Genomic DNA, 16,660 nt, shown 5'->3' with positions numbered 1-16,660 from the left:
TACATCCATAATTCACTTAGTTCGTTATCGCGGTAAGCGGTTTCCATGGGTTTAAGCCTGCGGTTGCTTGGCCTGGTGCTGCTGCTGGCATTGCTGGCATTTTTTGTTGCCTCGGAATTTGCCCTAATTCGCCTGCGGCCCACCCGGGTGCAGGAATTAGCTGAAAATGGCAGTTACGGGGCCCTGGCCGTTGAACGCTTACAAAGGCACCTGCGGCGCGCCCTGGTGGCAACCCAGTTAGGGGTAAGCCTTTCTCTATTGGCCCTCGGCTGGGGCGTTCACAAATTGTTGGTGGGCCTGGCAACCAACGGCCTTCATCCCTACTTGGAGCTGTTGGTTTTTTTAAGCCTTGCCATCGTTGCCACCCTGTTGGGTGGGGTGCTGCCAAAGGCTTGGGTGCTTCGGGATCCAGAGGCTTCAGCCCTGCGGATAGGCCCCTTGCTGGAGGCGGTTAATCGATGCTTAACGCCGCTATTGGCGCCGCTGGAGCGGCTGGCGGAAATGCTCTTGCTTTTCACTGGCCTCCCGCGGGAATGGGACCGTTTAGTGCCAGCGCTGTCGGCGGGTGAATTGGAAAATTTGATTGAAAACGATGCAGTAACCGGTTTAGAACCGGATGAACGCAACATCCTTGAGGGGGTGTTTTCGCTGCGTGATACCCAGGTGCGGGAGGTGATGGTGCCCCGCAACGGCATGGTTACCCTCCCGCTCGGGGTGAGCTTTGCCGAATTGATGCAGGCGGTGCTCAGCACCAACCATGCCCGTTTCCCTGTGATCGGCGATTCCTTGGATGATGTGCGCGGCCTGCTCGACCTAAGGCTGTTGGCGGAACCACTTTCCCGCGGTGAACTGCAACCACACACCCCATTGGCCGCCTACATCCGCAATGTGGAACGGATTCAAGAGAGTGCTTCCCTGGCTGAATTGCTGCCGGTGATCCGCAATGGCGAACCCCTGCTGGTGGTGGTTGATGAACACGGCGGCACCGAAGGGCTCGTAACAATTGCCGATCTCACCGGTGAAATCGTTGGTGATGAATTATTGGAAGACGACGGCAGTCCGCCGGATCTGCAACCCCTCGGCAAAGATCTTTGGCTGGTGGCGGGCGATCTGGAGATTTTTGAACTCAACCGTCAGCTGGGGTTAAAGCTGCCTGAAGCCGATGGGCATCACACTTTGGCTGGTTTTCTCTTAGAGAGGTTGCAACATATCCCCACCCCCGGTGAGGCCTTGCGCTGGGGGGGCCATCACTTCGAAGTGCTAACCATGGATGGGCCTCGTATCGAAGAAGTGAAGATCTGGCTAGGCCACCGCGAGAATGCAGTGATAATGACCCCCCAGAAGGACTAGATACCTTGCACTCACAACCCTGCACCCACACCCGCCCATGAAACCGGTAAAGGTAGGTGTGATCGGTATTGGCAACATGGGTTGGCACCACGCCCGGGTGCTGAGCCTGTTGCGTGATGCAGAGTTAATTGGTGTTGCCGACCCCGATGAAGCGCGGGGACGCCTTGCCAGCACCCAATTCAACTGCCGCTGGTATGCCGATTACAGCAGCTTGATCAATGAGGTGGAGGCGGTTTGCATCGCTGTTCCCACCCTGTTGCATCACCCGGTGGGCATGGCCTGCCTAAAGGCTGGGGTGCATGTGCTGATTGAAAAACCAATTGCCGCCAGCCAGCAGGAAGCCTCAGAACTAATCGCTGCCGCCAGTGCGGCCTCACGCCTATTGCAGGTGGGCCATATCGAACGCTTTAACCCCGCATTTCGCGAATTGCTGAATGTGGTTACAAACGAGGAGGTAATGGTGCTTGAAAGCAGGCGCCATAGCCCCCATGCCGATCGGGCCAATGATGTGTCTGTGGTGTTGGATTTAATGATTCACGACATCGATCTGGTGCTGGAACTAGCCCAGGCGCCAGTGGTGGGTTTTGCCGCCGCCGGTGGTAGAAGCACCGAGGGGCCCATCGATTACGTAACAGCCACCCTTTCCTTTGCCAATGGGGTGGCCGCCAGCCTCACCGCCAGCAAGATGAGCCACCGCAAAGTGCGCAGCTTGAGCGCCCATTGCCGCGGCAGCTTGATCGAAGCTGATTTTTTACATCGCAACCTACGCATTCATCGCCGCGCCCAGGAGTCGTATTCAGCCAACAGGGGTGAACTGCTCTATCGCCACGATGGCTTTATTGAAGAGGTAAGCATCACTCCAACCGAACCGCTTTATGCAGAACTGGAGCATTTCCTCCAATGCGTGAGGGGCCTTGAAATCCCAGCGGTGGATGGTTTGCAGGCTTCAAGGGCCCTACAGCTGGCCGATCTAATCGAAAAAGCGGTGGAGCAGCCGCAACAAAGTTTGCAACAACTACCCCAACCCCTTTGAACTAAACGCCAGTTAATTGACGCAATGCTGCCACCACCAATTCACGGCAGCGGGTGGGGGAATAACGGTAAAAAGATTGCCAGGCAGCAGCTTTATGGGAACCGTAGGCGGCCGCAGGAAGTTGTTGGTTTTCATCTAGCCAGCCAAGCCTCACCCCATGGCCAATCACCACATCAAGGGCCAACTGATCTTCAAAGCGAACCTTTGGGTTTGCTTCAAAAAATGCCATTAAAGAAAGCAGTGCTTCAATCGTAAGTTGACGATATTCAGGTGCTTCTATCTTGCTGAGCAAGTGATCCACAAGAACAGCAAAATTATGTTCCCCCGGTGTTTTTTCAGCTAATAAATCACTATCTAAGCGATTGCGTCGTTCTAATTTATCTCCAATTAATAGGCCGCGGCAGTGTTGCAATAGCCCCCACACACCTGGATAAAAATCCCTTGGCACCCGTTGGAGTGCCCCCTGGCGCATGCGGTGTTGCAACCAGCAGCCCCCCATCGGTTTTTCATCCGCTGGAGCCGGCGCTTGCCAGAGCACCTGGCCACTCACATGCAACTGCTCGCAACGATCCAAAGCAGCCCTGGCTCGTTCCAGGTCGGCTAGCACCACCCCCAAGCGCCGTGAAATGCCATGGGGTGGCAGAGCGCAGAGGGCTTCAAAGGCTTCCGAGGGGGTGAGTTGGCGTTCTGTAGCCAGTTCACTGGTGAGCAACAAAAGCAACTGGCCAAGTTGAAATGTGAGCGTGCCTTGCAATAGGGCTGGCCTTTGCCTTGCTAAGCCCTCAAGGGCCAACAGCAATTCCTGCTGCAGGATCGTTTCGCGGCCGTCCTCACCGCTGAAACGCCTGATGCGAGCTGCAATGCCAGCGCTATCAAGGGGTTCTTTAATCCGTGATTGGTGCGTGTAATTACGGCCCACCACCAATTGTTTATGGCGGGCCAGTAGATCATCTAAGGCATCCTCCAGGTGGGGATGCACCAAACCGAGTAAACCGGCGCAGCGGCGCACCGGCTCCCAATCGCCCGCCTCCAAACTGCGGTGATAAACAGCCTCCAAAAGTTGCGATAGGGCAACGGGCAGGCCCTGGTCGGGGGCCTGTAGTTGTCCGCTTGGGCCTAGGCGCAATTGCAATTGCTCCAATAATTCCGCCTGTTCCCGCAACAGGGTGCTGCTCCACAACTGGGCCGCCAGATCAAGCACGGAGGTGGTTTCCAGCTCTAGTTGTTGCTCTTGGGCAACGGAGAGGGAGCGGTGGCCGCGCGCTTCCGCCAGCCGCAGCGGGCTTACCCGCGCTGGCATTACCCGCGACAGGGCTGGCAACTGGATCGGCTCCCAGCACAAAGCCGGCAAGTGCTCCGCCAAGGTGCCCACAGCTACGGCCACCCCATCAAGGGATCCACTGTGGAGTTGCCGCGCCAGGGCCATAAAACCGGCTGGCTGCCTGGCAAATGCAGTTGCCGCCAGGGGCACAAGCAACAGGGGATCGCCTTGATCACGCCAATGGCGTTGCAACATGCGCAATTCGCCCAGCACCGCATCAGCCAGCTGTTCCGGGTCGTCGGCCAGATAAAAAATGCCCTCCTCCAACACGGGCGGCAGAAATGCTGTGGGCACGCCACCGCAGCGATAAAGCCTTGTTACGGCCAAGGTGGCCACCCCACCAACCCCTGGCCCGGATAGGCCCAGGGCAGGCCATGCCCCAACCCCAGCCAAGGCCTCAGCTAAACGGGCCGAGGGCTGCACTTCCACCCCAGCATCACCTGGTGTGGCCATGGGGATGCCCTCTGCCGCCAGGGCTGCAGCAACGCTTTGATCGCCTGGCACCAAAACAATCCTCACCTTGTTGCAACCCAACACCCGGGGCAGGCGCCTGCCGCAGGGATCGAGCTGTTCAGGCAGCACCAAACCCTCTAGCAATAATTGCCCCAACAACCAAAGGCTTTGGGTCCAAAACAGGGGCAGGTTTTCATTTGGTTGGCGCGGTTGACTGCCCGGATAGCGGCGTTCGGCCTCAACGAATTCCAAGGGCACCCGGTAAAGCTCAGGCAGTAGCAATTCACTGCCCTGGGGCAAGGCCAAAGCGGTGAGCCGTTGCTGAAAGGCGCTGGCTTCTTCCCAGCGCTCCTCCATGCAGGCACTGAGCAGTTCAAAGGCAAGAAACAGGGGCCATTGGCATTCAATCGCTTCAAAACAAGCCAGTTCATCCGGTTCGTAGTGCAAACGGCTGCTGTCTTCCAGCACCGTTTGATGGCCATCGCGGCGAAAGCGGGCGTAGCCATAGCTGCCGGCCAGTTGGCGCCTGATCACCTCCAAGGTGCGTTGGCGCAGGTCGGGGCGATCAACGGCCCAGGCGGGATAACCAACGGTGGTGAGGCAAGCGCTATCAACCTCCTTGCTGGCGGATTCCCGCGGCAGCAGGCCCTCCAGGGCCCGCCTCAACCGCACGATTGCATCCGGTGGCACCCAAAGCAGGGCACTGCCATCTCCCTCGGGCCCATAGAGATCCAAACCTTGGGCCGCCTCCAGGGCAGCTTTCACTAAACCAATCGAGCTGGCATTGCGTTCTGGAGCACCGTTATTGCCCTTATCGCCCCGCTCCCAGATGCCGTAGTCGGCCACCCGATAGGCCCTACTGAGGTAGAAAACCAGGTTTTGCACAAAGGCCACCTGGGCGCGATTGGCCACCACCACCAAACCGGCACGGCTGAATTGGGCCAGCTGCAACAAAAACAGGGCGGTGGCATCAAGCTGCAAGTGCCCCCAAGCGTTATCGGCAACCACAGGCAAACCGGTGGCTGTGTTGTATTTGGCGTGGAGGGCATCTAGGGGTTTAAGGCTTTGCTTAAAGCGTTCCACCTTGGCCGCCTGGCCCATCAAGGCCCGCAACAAGCCGCGCATCAAAGCCAATACGCTTTGCTCTAGTTCAAATACCCGCTGGGGCCTGGAACCCTCCCGGCGCCAGGCGATTGCCAGCCCCCACACCGCCTGGATCGTATAAACCCCATCCCGCACCCAAGCGTCGCCGTAATTGCCGTGGATGTTGTGGGCGGTGCTGGCGGGCAGCAAACCAGACACTGGATGCTGCCTTTGCAGCAACACCCGATCAACGGCCGCATCGATTTGCCCCAGGGCAGCGAGCTGTTTTGTTGTCAGTGGTGATGTCATCCGCCAGATTCTCTCCGGTAACTCCAAATTCCATGGCAGCCATTCCCACAATCCCCCAACGCTGCCAAGTGCTCGGCTTGCCAGTTGACGTGAGCGCTGATGTGTTGGCAGCAGCTGTTGCTTTGCACAGCAGAGGTGGTGGCCAGCTGGTAACGCTGAACGCTGAAATGACCATGGCCGCCCTGGCCCAAGCGGAGCTGGGGGCTGCGATCAGCCAAGCGGAGCTGGTGATTCCCGATGGCGCTGGGGTGGTGTGGGCCCTGAGGCGTCAAGGCATTCGCGTAAAACGCAGCCCCGGCATTGAATTGGCGGATCAGTTGTTGGCCCATAGCGCTCGCAGCAACTGGCGGGTAGCCCTGGTGGGTAGTTCAGCAGCGGTAATGGAGCTACTAAAAAAACAGCTGCCCCAAAAACACCCTGGCCTCCAACTTGTTCTAACAATTGATGGCTACCAACCCAGGGAGCGTTGGCCGCAATTGGAGCAACAACTGCTGCAATTGCAGCCAGATCTGGTGCTGGTGGCCCTTGGCATCCCGCGCCAAGAAACCTGGATCAATCACCTGCATCAGGGCCAGGCTGGCCTTTGGATGGGGGTTGGCGGCAGTTTTGATGTGTGGAGTGGCCAAAAGAAAAGGGCTCCCCGTTGGATGGGGGCCCTACAAATCGAATGGCTCTACCGACTCGTTCAAGAACCAAGCCGTTGGCGCCGCATGTTGGCCTTGCCCCAATTCGCCTTAGCGGTGCTTAACGGAAACCCACCGAAGCCTGCCAAACAAAAGCAAGCAACAGGAAAAACAAGGGGATGATCGGCAAAATATCCACCAGGGGTGCGAAGGCGCGATAGGCCTCAGGCAGCTGGGCCAGGTGGGTAAGAACAGCCAATGGCATAACAGCAGTCACCATCAGGGGGTGAAACCAAGCGACGCTACCACGTGTGAGCAGCCGCTGAGCCCGGCTCCCACGGAGCGAAATGCTCTGCAAAACAACCATCCCTGATGGCCATGGCCATGGCATTGGTAAAGCGCAAAAGCTGGCTGAGGTTGTGGAGGCTCAATAGGGTGAGCCCAAGGATTTCATCGCTCTTGATTAGGTGATGCAAATAGGCCCTGCTGTGCTGCTGGCAGGTGGGGCAGGGGCAAGTGCTGTCTAAGGGGCTGTGGTCGTTGCGGAAGCGGGCATTTTTTAAATTCCAGCGCTCACCACCCACCAGGGCGGCCCCATGGCGACCAAGGCGGGTGGGCAGCACACAATCAAATAAATCCACCCCCTCGGCCACCGCCTGGGCCATCTCCGGCAAGGTGCCCACCCCCATCAAATAGCGGGGTTTGTGGAGTGGCAGCAGCGGTGTCACCCAGCGCACCACCTCATGCATTGCAAGGGCAGGCTCCCCCACACTCACCCCACCAATCGCCACACCAGGCAGATTGAAACCAGCCACCACCCGGGCCGATTCCTTGCGCAAATCCTCGTAACAGCCGCCCTGCACGATGCCAAACAGGGCCTGGTTGGCGCAGTTGTGGGCGGCAACACAACGCTCAAGCCAGCGATGGGTGCGCTCCGTTGCCTCCTGCACATCGGCATGGCTGGCCGGATAGGGCGGGCATTGATCAAATGCCATTGCCACATCGGCGCCAAGGCTGTTTTGAATCGCCATCACCCGCTCTGGGGTGAGCTCCACCACCAGGCCATCTCTGGGGGATTTGAAAGTTACCCCCAGCTCGGAGATGGCATTGAGGCTGGCCAAGCTAAAAACCTGAAAGCCGCCGGAATCGGTGAGCATTGGTGCGTGCCAACCCATGAAGCGATGCAGGCCACCGGCGGCGGCAACAACTGCCTCCCCCGGTTGCAGGTGCAGGTGAAAGGTGTTGCTGAGCACCATCTGCGCTCCGGTGCTGCGCAATTGATCAATGCTGATTCCCTTTACCGTGGCGGCGGTGCCCACGGGCATAAAGCGCGGCGTATCAACAACCCCATGGGGGGTGTGAAAACGGCCCACGCGGGCTTTGGTATGGGGGCATTGATGCAGCACTTCGTAGCTAAACGGAGCGGCGCTGCTGGTCACATTGATGCCGTCGAATTACCCAACCCTATGGGCCGCCAGGATGGTGGTAATCGCATGGCGCGGCCGTGCCCCAATGGTGGCCCGATCTGCTTGGCAGCTGGATCTACTACAGCTGCCTACCGGCAGCCAAAAATCTGCAACCGCGCTTTGAACGAATCGCCAGGTTTGCCCCCTGGATTGGCCTGTTCATAGGTGGCGCCCAGGCCTGCCTATGGCTAGCTGGAAGCGCCCTAGGGCTCCCAACCGCAAGCCTGGCAGCCCTTGTGATTGCCTTTGGCCTCTGGCTGAGCGGTGGCTTGCACTTTGATGGAGTGCTGGATTGCGGCGATGGCCTCGGCGCTGGCAAGCGCCAAATGGAAGCCATGGCCGATAGCCGCATCGGCGCCAGTGGCCTGGTGGCGGGGTTGATCCTGCTGTTGCTCAAGGGTGCTGCCCTGATCGCTTTAGCCCCAGGAGCTGCGGCTGCAGCGCTGTTGTGGAGCGCCTTTTGGGGCAGGGTTTCGCCATTGCTGGCGATTGCCCATTTCCCATACCTAAGGCCCGGCGGCAGCGCTGGCTTTCACCGGGAACATAGCCAGGGCCTCAGCCTTGAACTACGGCCAAGCGCCTTTGCCTTTGCCCTAATGGTGGGCTTGAGCCTTGCTGTTCCCAACCTGCCCCTGGGGGCGGGCATCAGCGGCCTAATTCCGGCTGTGGCAGTGCCATTTTGGCTTGGCAAGCGCCTCGGGGGCCACAGCGGTGATAGCTATGGCGCCTGTGTTGAATGGACAGAAGCCCTAGCCCTATGGCTGATTTGGCTTATTGGTTTGCTCGGTTTGGGTTGAGGGGAAGCACCAGCAGAAATGCATTGCCGGCGGCGGGCAGTTTTGGATCAAGCTTGCTGGCGGGAACAATCAACTCAAGGGAGCCGCCCCGTGCCTGGGCCTGGTCGCGGGCCAGGGCCAAACCAAGGCCTGAACCTGGCTGCTGCTGGCTGCTGCTGCCCCGTTGGCCCCGCTGAAAAATGCGTTCCCGCTCAGCCAAGGCGATGGCTGGGCCGCTATCCCAGATGGCAAGGGCAAGGGATTGATCGCGCCGTTGGCACCAAAGCCCAAGTGGTGCTTGGGAATCGCTGTAGCGAAAGGCATTTTCAAGCAAATTGGCAAGGATTTCGGCCACCGCTGCCGCGCCGGGGAGATTGAGCTGAGGCAACTGCTGGGGCCCATGCCAAGGGCGCCCCTGGAGGCTGGCGGTGGCGCTGGCCCGGGCCATGAGGGGTTGCAAAGCAGCACTAAGGGGTTCAGCCCGGTCGGGGGTGAGGGCCGGCGGCAACAACAAGGGAGCTTCCGGTTCAGCGGAGAGGCTGGGGCTGGCTTCCGGTTGGGCTAGGGCCTCGAGATAACGGTCGAGGGCGAGTTCCTCCTGCAGCAGGTGTTCCACCAAATCGCGACGTTCATCGGCGGGATCGAGCCTTCTTAAGAGCAGCTGGGTGAAGGTGCGCAAAGCCGCAAGGGGGTTGCGCATTTGATGCACCAGAAGGGAGCGCTGGCGCCGATCTTGCTGGAGCTGGGCCTGGCAGCGCTGCTGCTCAAGATCCAAAAGCCGCGCTTCCGTGAGCAGCTGGGCCGCCCCCAGCAGGCGCTCCTGCAGCAACTGGGGCCAAGGGTTGATGTTGCTATCAACTCTTAGGGCACCAATCACCAGGGATTCCCGCCTCAGGGGCAACCAACGGCGCTGCTGCTCGGCAAGCAGCAGGGATTCATCGCTGGCGGCGGGACCAAGCCGCTCTGCATTGGCGGGCCAAACCTCCACTGGCTGCAATTGCAGTTCCCCGGAGGCATCGGGTACCGCCAGGTAAACCCCTAAGGAAATCAATTCAGGCCGGTCTAAAAATTGGACTAATTGCTGGCTTACCAAGCGGCGAAAGCCCTCAGAAATCACAGAAGCCACAGCCGCTCAAAGCCGAAAAAAGATCAAAAAACGAGTGACCCAGAGGGGTTGCAAAATCCGGAGAAAGTCTTAAGATCATTGTTACGACCAACACATCACAGTGCCGAAAGCTTGGTGCCGTGGAGTTGGATCCAGCACACACTGCAGCTTTTGTGGCGCTTTTCTCTCGAAAAGGCTACACCAGATGTAGTTCACTCTCTGTTGTTCGCCGTTTTGCGGCAGCAACGGGCGGATTCGCTCCACCCCCTGGGTTTTGATCTTTTGATCAATTTCCGCACAACAGACGTTTGGGCGCCGCAGGCCCACCTGCTCCCAAGCCGAAACCGGTCCGCCTTAGCGGCCCCGAGCGACTTGAAAATCCCGTTCCGATTACGCCTCCACCAAGTTGGGGGGTTTTGTCATGTCGAAGAAGCGCAAACGCGTCAGCCGCCGCCGCCTAGCAGGCCAGCGGGTTTTAGCTCACGTGCCAACTTTCAACCTTGAAACCGGTGAACACAAACCGGTTACAGCCGCGCGGCGCTACATCGCTGAATCAAGCCTGATGCCGCCGGCTCTAATCAATGTGCGCCGTAATGAGCACACCACCGATCGCTTCTTTTGGGGCGAAAAGGGCTTGTTTAGCGCGCAATACGCTGAAGAAAATCATTTCCTCTTTCCCTCTTTGCGCTCCATCGTTGACTCGGTGGGTGAAGAAACCCTGTTTGCCGGCCTAGAGGCCGTTGCCGACGATTGGGAAGAAATGGAAGAGTACGAATACGCCTTCGTTTGAATTAAAGGCACCCCTTGAGGAATTTGGCCGCCGCCGCCACGGCCCCAGGGGGAATGTTGTGCTCACCGTTAAACACATAGGAAACCGGCGTAGCGCCAGCTGCTTCCAGTCGTTTGCAGATTTCTTGGTGGGCCCCTAGGGGCACCACAGGATCATTGCTGCCATGGGCCAGAAACACGGGCGCCAATCCATCTGCTCCAGGCTGCCAATCCGGATGGGGATAACCGCTAAATGCCAAAACGGCAGCCACAGGCATTGGTGTGGCCACTTCAAGGGCCATGGCGCCCCCTTGCGAAAAACCCAACACCACCACGGGATCGCTGCCAGCAGCCAATATTTCCTGCTCCAACCTCAATTTCAAAGCCTGCACTGCCGCTGGCAGCTCAGGCCAACCCGGCTGCTGCAGGTTGTACCACTGGCGTGCGCCAGCACCGGCCGGGTGCGGATCTGGTGCCTCCAGGCAGCGCAGGGTTGCAACAGCAGGGTTTAACCCCAGCAATTGCAACAGGTTTTCCCCCAACGGCTCCAGATCATTGCCGCTGGCACCCCAACCGTGCAAAAGGATTAGCCGCATGGTTCAAGCTGCCACTGCAGCTTCTACCCATACCATTCCTATTGCGGTTTTCCCTTAAGCACTGGCCATGGCCCCTTTAGCCCTAATCAGCGTTTCCGATAAGCAAGGGGTGGTGGAATTCGCCAGGTCCCTGGTGGAAAAGCATGGATTTTCCTTGATCTCCAGCGGTGGCACCGCCGCCGCCCTTGCTGCAGCTGGGCTTCCCGTTACCAAAGTGGCAGACCACACCGGCGCTGCCGAAATGTTGGGGGGCAGGGTTAAAACCCTCCATCCCCGCATCCATGGCGGCATCTTGGCCCGCATGGATGAAGCGGCTGATCTGGCTGATTTAGAAGCCCAGCAGATAGCAAAAATCGATCTGGTGGTGGTGAATCTTTATCCGTTTGAAAAAACCATTGCCCAGGCTGATGTGAGTTGGGCAACGGCGATCGAAACAATTGATATCGGCGGGCCAGCCATGGTGAGGGCCGCAGCAAAAAACCATCAGCACACAGCGGTTTTAACCAATCCCAACCAATACGAAACCTTCCTGGCGGCCTGGCCCATTGGCCTTGAGGAACGTCAAAAACTTGCCCTTGAAGCCTTCCGCCACACCGCCGCCTACGACGCTGCCATCAGCACCTGGCTTGCAGCTCAATTGGGGGAACCAGCGCAGCTGCAGCTTTGCTTGCCCCTGCGCGAAAGTTTGCGCTACGGCGAAAACCCCCACCAGGCAGCTAATTGGTTTAGCAAGCCAGAGCAGGGCTGGGGGGCAGCGCTGCAACTGCAGGGCAAGGCCCTGAGCTTCAATAATTTGTTGGATCTCGATGCTGCCCAAGGGGCGCTGCTGCGCTTCCCCGCGGCTGAAGCCGCGGCCGCTGTGGTGGTGAAGCACACCAATCCCTGTGGTGTTGCCATCGCTGGAAATTTGGCTGAAGCCCTAGCAAAAGCGATTGGCGCTGATCCCATATCAGCCTTTGGCGGCATCGTGGCAGTTAACCAACGCCTCGATGCAGCTGCCTGCGCCAGCTTGGAAGGTTTATTTCTGGAATGTTTAGTGGCGCCCGCCATCAGCAAAGAAGCAAGGCAAATACTGGCGGCAAAACCAAATTTGCGCCTGCTGGAACTACCGGCGGAGCTATGCAACACAGCAGCTGATCTCCAGCTGCGTTCCGTTTTAGGTGGTGTGCTGGCCCAGCAACAAGACCATGAACCTCAACAGGAGCAGCAATGGCAAGTGGTTACAGAACGCTCCCCCAGCCCAGAGGAATGGCTTGATCTGCGCTTTGCCTGGCGGGTGGTGCGGCATGTGCACTCCAATGCCATTGTTATTGCCCGCCAGGGGGTAACCCTTGGCATTGGCGCTGGCCAAATGAACCGAGTGGGTTCAGCGGCGATCGCCCTTGGGGCCGCTGGGGAAGCAGCAAAGGGGGCGAGCTTGGCAAGCGATGGCTTTTTCCCCTTTAGCGACACCGTAGAAAATGCTGCTCAGCATGGCATTAGCGCCTTTATCCAACCCGGGGGCAGCAAACGGGATGCCGATTCGATAGCAGCCTGCAACGCTGCCGGTTTAACGATGGTGTTCACGGGCCGCCGTCATTTTTTGCATTAAGCCGATTTTTAGCCGCCCCCTACCCATACAGTTGAAATCAGTTTCGTTATTTCCCATGCCTGAGGCCCTTGCCTTTAATCTCAATTTTGTGCATCCCCTGCTGATGTGGAGCCTGCTGGCGGCTTCTGCCTATGCCCTATTTCTTGGCATCAAGGCAAAGAAAACCCGCACCGGCACCCCAGAACAGCGCAAGGAACTGATTAAAGGCAAATTCGCCCAACGGCATTACTTCATGGGCAGCCTGGTGCTGGCGGTGATGGTGCTGGGCAGCATCGGCGGGATGGCGGTTACTTACCTAAACAACGGCAAATTATTTGTGGGGCCCCACCTGCTAGCGGGCCTTGGCATGACTGCTTTGATCGCCATAGCAGCCTCGCTTGCACCTTTGATGCAGCAGGGCAATTTGATTGCCCGTAAAGCCCATGTGGGCATGAACATGCTGGTGATGACCCTTTTCCTTTGGCAGGCGGTGAGCGGTGTGCAGATCGTTAATAAGATCTGGACCAACCGTTAAGGCTTAAAACAAAGCTGTTTTTTGGGGAGGGCACACAAGCCCAGCCTGGGAGTGAAAGTCTTCCTGCACCTTCCAGGTGAGCCGCCGGGAAACCTGCCGCACAATTTGTCGCAGCAGATGGTCGCCGCTCGATTGCACCAAGCCATCGGGCAACAGGTCGATAAAGGCGGGCAAACGAATTGCCACCTCAAGGTCGAGCTCCCACTCAACCAAGGTGTATTCGCCTTCTGGAACAAGTTGGAGGCTGGCTTGAAAATCAACGGCATAGCCATCTTTTTCCACCGCTAAACGGGAGGCGGGAATCGTTTCAATCCGATAGATCCCCTCCGCTTGGGGAAGCAGTTCGAGATCAATACTCGGCTCAAGTTCAAAGCCAAAATTGCCAAACTTACCCAAGATCAGGTGGTAGCCGTTCTGCCCCACCGGTTCAACCTGCATCGGTGCAGCGCACCTAACAAACCAGCCCTGATGCACATCGAGGTAGGAAGCCACCGCTGCTGCCGGGGCCCGCATCTCCATCACATCAGCAAAATTGCTCACATAACGGCGCAACTTCTCTTTATCCACCCTTGGTTCAACCAATCTAACGGGCGCTACAGCTCAGAGAGTTGCAACAATCGATCGATTACGCCTTCCACCACCCGATCAGGGGTGGAGGCCCCAGAAGTAATGCCGATGCGCAGGGGCCCTTCGGGCAGAAATGGGCTCATGGTGGTGAGCTCACCACCCAATGGTTTGTGCTCAACGCAATTACCAGGGCCGATCCGTTCGGGTGCATCGATATGCACCGATGCAATGCCGCGGCTGATGGCGATTTCCTGCAGGTGGGTGGTATTTGAGGAGTTGTAACCACCGATCACCACCATCAAATCCAAGGGTTCATCCACTAGGGAAAACATCGCATCTTGGCGCTCCTGGGTGGCATCACAGATGGTGTTGAAGGCAAGGAAATGGTTGTTCAGCTCGGTGGGGCCATAACGACGCAGCAAGGTGCGCTCAAATAGGCGGCCGATCTCCTCCGTTTCGCTTTTGAGCATGGTGGTTTGATTTGCAACGCCAATGCGCACCAAATCAAGGTCGGGATCAAATCCAGGGGAGGTGGCACCGGCAAACTTTTCTAAAAAGCTGCTGCGGTTGCCATTACCAAGGATGTAGTCGCAAACCAATTGGGCTTCCGCCAAATCGAGCACCACCAGATAGGTGCCAGCAAAAGAGCTGGTGGCAAGGGTTTCCTCGTGCTTCACCTTGCCGTGAATAACAGAGGTGAATGATTCCTTTTTATGGCGTTCAACACTGTTCCACACCTTTGAAACCCAAGGGCAGGTGGTGTCCACAATGTGGCAGCCCAGTTCATTTAAAAGCTGCATCTCCTGCACGGTGGCACCAAAGGCCGGCAGGATCACCACATCTCCTTTATCAACAGCTGAAAAATCCTTTACGCCACCTTCCACAGGGATAAAAAGCACATCCATCTGGCGCAGGTGGGCATTAACGGATGGGTTATGGATGATTTCGTTGGTAATCCAGATCCGTTCTGTGGGGTAATGGCGACGGGTTTCGTAGGCGATTGCCACGGCCCGCTCAACGCCCCAACAGAAACCAAAGGCCTGGGCTAGGCGGATCGTTACCCGACCCTGCTGAAGCTGATGCCCGTTATCGCGAAGGCTTTGAATGAGATCGCTCTGGTAAGCCTCCTCAAGGCTGCTGGCCACCTCTTCTGCCCGGCCAAACCCGCGGCGGTTATAACGCTCCGAATGGTGGAGGGAGCGCTTAAAGGCGCGGGTGTCCATGGCAGGAAAAAGCGCCGGTTAGGCCAATCTATTGGTTTAAAGGGCAGAGGAGCCCCTTTCACCGGTGCGCACCCGCACCACCTGCTCCACCGGAACAACAAAAATTTTGCCATCCCCGATATCACCGCTGCGGGCTGCGGTTTCGATCACGGCAATCGCTGTTTCAACTTGGCCGTCTTCCACCACCACATCAATTTTTGCCTTGGGCAAAAAATCAATCGTGAATTCGGAGCCGCGGTAGCGCTCCACCTGACCCTTCTGACGGCCAAAGCCCCGCACCTCGGACACTGTCATCCCAACAATTGAGGCATCAACCAAGGCGGTTTTTACCGCATCTAAACGGGATGGACGAATCACAGCCGTGATCAATTTCATGGCAGTACAGCAAAGGATTTAGGAGAAAAGAAAAAACTAGATATCAAAAAGTAATCGGGTCGTAGGCCTCTTCGCCATGGGCAACAAAATCGAGCCCACGCTCCTCTTCCTGGGGGCTAACACGCAAACCAACTACAGCACCAACAATCCAAAGGATGATCGCCGTACCAAGGCCCACAAAGCCGAAGGTGATTAACACTGCCTTGAACTGGGCTCCAAAGAGGGCGATATTGCCGCCTTTGGCCAGGATTTCAGCGGATTTTGGGAAGTAGTCGGCGGGCACAAGCGCTGGGGCAGCTAATAAGCCAGTGAGCAAAGCACCAACGGTGCCACCGATGCCATGCACCATGAAGGCATCCAAGGAATCATCTAGTTTTGTGGCCATCTTCACCCGCACGGCAATTAAACAGGCCGTAGCGGAAAGGGCACCGATCAAAAGGGCGGGGCCCATGTAAACAAAACCAGCAGCGGGGGTAATACCCACAAGGCCTGCCACCGCACCGGTTGCAGCACCAACAGCTGTTGGTTTGCCATCGGTGAACCACTCAATTAGGCACCAGGTGAGCAAGGCAGCTGAAGCAGAGGCGGTGGTGGTGAGGAAAGAGAAACCAGCACCTTTAGCAGCGAAATAACTAGCGCCATTGAAACCAAACCAACCAAACCAGAGCAGACCAGCACCTAAAAGAATGAATGGCACGTTGTGGGGTGGCCGCTTTGATTCTGGGTAGCTGGTGCGAGGTCCAACAATTGCAGCTGAAACTAGGGCTGCCACACCGGCAGCGATGTGCACAACGGTGCCACCAGCGAAGTCGATGGCGCCAATTTCACCAAATGGTCCGATATAACCTCCACCCCAAACCATGTGGCACATGGGGCAATAAATAAACAAGCTCCATAGCAGGGAGAACCAAAACCAAGCTTTGAAATTGATGCGTTCCACAACAGCGCCGGAGATCAATGCCGGCGTGATAATCGCAAACATGCCCTGGAATAAAGCAAATGATGTGGCGCTGATTGCAAAGCCATCGGCCAGGGGCGCATCACCTAATTCACCACCAACCCCGTTCAACCACATGGAGCCGAGGCCACCAATAAATGGACTTTTAAAGCCAAGATCAAAAGACAAGCTGTAACCGATAACAACCCAAAGCACCCCGATTAAACCCATCAGGAAGAAGCTCATCATCATTGTGTTGAGCACATTCTTGGCGCGGGTAAAACCGCCATAGAAAAATGCCAAGCCTGGGGTCATCAACAACACCAAAGCTGAACCCATAAGCATCAGAAGGGTGTCGGCACCATCGGTGGGCATTTTGGTGAGGGCTGCCTTGGCGGAACCTGCCATCAAGGGCAGCAAGCCAGCACCAGCAGCCAACAAAAACACACCAGTGCGCTGCAAACTGCTGTTGTGGCGCAAGGAATGGATAAATCCGGTTTGCTGTAATCGCCAATGGTCGATGCTTTGCATCGCCGAGGGTGGCAGAAACTTAGGGGATGAAATCAAATT

Annotated in this window: 16 protein-coding genes; 7 read left to right on the top strand and 9 right to left on the bottom strand. The window is 57.4% G+C overall.

The window, feature by feature from the left end; genetic code table 11:
- Positions 1-45: 45 nt before the first annotated feature.
- Positions 46-1,350: a hemolysin family protein gene (locus KBY68_RS07465; protein ID WP_193464799.1), complete on the top strand. Its 1,305-nt coding sequence runs from the start codon at positions 46-48 to the stop codon at positions 1,348-1,350.
- 37 nt (positions 1,351-1,387) lie between these two features.
- On the top strand, positions 1,388-2,383 hold the full coding sequence (locus KBY68_RS07460) for a Gfo/Idh/MocA family protein (RefSeq protein WP_106498877.1): 996 nt from the start codon (positions 1,388-1,390) through the stop codon (positions 2,381-2,383).
- 1 nt (position 2,384) lies between these two features.
- Here the strand turns inward: KBY68_RS07460 and KBY68_RS07455 are convergent, their stop codons facing one another.
- Positions 2,385-5,549: a glycoside hydrolase family 15 protein gene (locus KBY68_RS07455; protein ID WP_255096565.1), complete on the bottom strand. Its 3,165-nt coding sequence runs from the start codon at positions 5,547-5,549 to the stop codon at positions 2,385-2,387.
- 32 nt (positions 5,550-5,581) lie between these two features.
- Between KBY68_RS07455 and KBY68_RS07450 the strand changes: the two genes are divergently transcribed.
- The gene (locus tag KBY68_RS07450; RefSeq protein WP_255096563.1) at positions 5,582-6,355 is read left to right on the top strand and encodes a WecB/TagA/CpsF family glycosyltransferase; all 774 of its coding nucleotides are present in this window, start codon (positions 5,582-5,584) and stop codon (positions 6,353-6,355) included.
- On the opposite strand, the gene KBY68_RS07445 is transcribed toward KBY68_RS07450, so the two are convergent.
- The gene (locus KBY68_RS07445; RefSeq protein WP_117434625.1) at positions 6,294-6,437 is read right to left on the bottom strand and encodes a photosystem II reaction center protein K; all 144 of its coding nucleotides are present in this window, start codon (positions 6,435-6,437) and stop codon (positions 6,294-6,296) included. The genes KBY68_RS07450 and KBY68_RS07445 overlap by 62 nt on opposite strands.
- 37 nt (positions 6,438-6,474) lie before the next feature.
- Positions 6,475-7,611 carry a tRNA guanosine(34) transglycosylase Tgt gene (gene tgt / locus KBY68_RS07440; protein WP_255096561.1) on the bottom strand — a complete coding sequence of 379 codons (1,137 nt, stop codon included), beginning with the start codon at positions 7,609-7,611 and terminating at the stop codon, positions 6,475-6,477.
- A gap of 65 nt (positions 7,612-7,676) precedes the next feature.
- Between tgt and KBY68_RS07435 the strand changes: the two genes are divergently transcribed.
- Positions 7,677-8,435, top strand: coding sequence for an adenosylcobinamide-GDP ribazoletransferase (locus tag KBY68_RS07435; RefSeq protein WP_255096560.1), 759 nt, complete (start codon positions 7,677-7,679; stop codon positions 8,433-8,435).
- On the opposite strand, the gene KBY68_RS07430 is transcribed toward KBY68_RS07435, so the two are convergent.
- Positions 8,410-9,540: a sensor histidine kinase gene (locus KBY68_RS07430; protein ID WP_255096559.1), complete on the bottom strand. Its 1,131-nt coding sequence runs from the start codon at positions 9,538-9,540 to the stop codon at positions 8,410-8,412. The two genes, KBY68_RS07435 and KBY68_RS07430, sit on opposite strands and share 26 nt — an antisense overlap.
- Positions 9,541-9,940: 400 nt before the next feature.
- Between KBY68_RS07430 and KBY68_RS07425 the strand changes: the two genes are divergently transcribed.
- Positions 9,941-10,309, top strand: coding sequence for a DUF3155 domain-containing protein (locus tag KBY68_RS07425; protein WP_106498884.1), 369 nt, complete (start codon positions 9,941-9,943; stop codon positions 10,307-10,309).
- A 1-nt stretch (position 10,310) separates the two neighbouring features.
- Here KBY68_RS07425 and KBY68_RS07420 read toward each other — a convergent pair whose 3' ends face one another.
- A complete protein-coding gene (locus tag KBY68_RS07420) occupies positions 10,311-10,883 on the bottom strand; it encodes an alpha/beta hydrolase (protein WP_255096557.1) in 573 nt (190 codons plus the stop codon).
- 67 nt (positions 10,884-10,950) lie between these two features.
- Here KBY68_RS07420 and purH point away from each other — a divergent pair, with 67 nt between their 5' ends.
- On the top strand, positions 10,951-12,474 hold the full coding sequence (purH, locus tag KBY68_RS07415) for a bifunctional phosphoribosylaminoimidazolecarboxamide formyltransferase/IMP cyclohydrolase (protein ID WP_255096555.1): 1,524 nt from the start codon (positions 10,951-10,953) through the stop codon (positions 12,472-12,474).
- Between the two features lie 55 nt (positions 12,475-12,529).
- Entirely contained in the window at positions 12,530-12,988 is a 459-nt protein-coding gene (locus KBY68_RS07410; protein WP_106498887.1) for a DUF4079 domain-containing protein, read from the top strand.
- Positions 12,989-12,991: 3 nt separating this feature from the next.
- On the opposite strand, the gene KBY68_RS07405 is transcribed toward KBY68_RS07410, so the two are convergent.
- The 4 genes from KBY68_RS07405 to KBY68_RS07390 are packed head-to-tail and all read right to left on the bottom strand — an operon-like array spanning position 12,992 to position 16,621.
- On the bottom strand, positions 12,992-13,570 hold the full coding sequence (locus KBY68_RS07405; protein ID WP_255096554.1) for a DUF1997 domain-containing protein: 579 nt from the start codon (positions 13,568-13,570) through the stop codon (positions 12,992-12,994).
- Between the two features lie 11 nt (positions 13,571-13,581).
- Complete coding sequence (locus tag KBY68_RS07400; protein ID WP_106498900.1) at positions 13,582-14,778, bottom strand: 4-hydroxy-3-methylbut-2-enyl diphosphate reductase; 1,197 nt, start codon at positions 14,776-14,778, stop codon at positions 13,582-13,584.
- 36 nt (positions 14,779-14,814) lie between these two features.
- The gene (locus KBY68_RS07395; RefSeq protein WP_106498888.1) at positions 14,815-15,153 is read right to left on the bottom strand and encodes a P-II family nitrogen regulator; all 339 of its coding nucleotides are present in this window, start codon (positions 15,151-15,153) and stop codon (positions 14,815-14,817) included.
- A gap of 43 nt (positions 15,154-15,196) precedes the next feature.
- Entirely contained in the window at positions 15,197-16,621 is a 1,425-nt protein-coding gene (locus tag KBY68_RS07390; RefSeq protein ID WP_255096552.1) for an ammonium transporter, read from the bottom strand.
- Positions 16,622-16,660 lie beyond the last annotated feature (39 nt).

It is taken from the genome of Synechococcus lacustris Maggiore-St4-Slac (assembly GCF_024345595.1).
GTDB classification, from domain to species: domain Bacteria; phylum Cyanobacteriota; class Cyanobacteriia; order PCC-6307; family Cyanobiaceae; genus Synechococcus_D; species Synechococcus_D lacustris.
The sequence above is the reverse complement of the archived record's forward strand: the minus strand, read 5'-3'. Positions and strand labels throughout refer to the sequence as shown.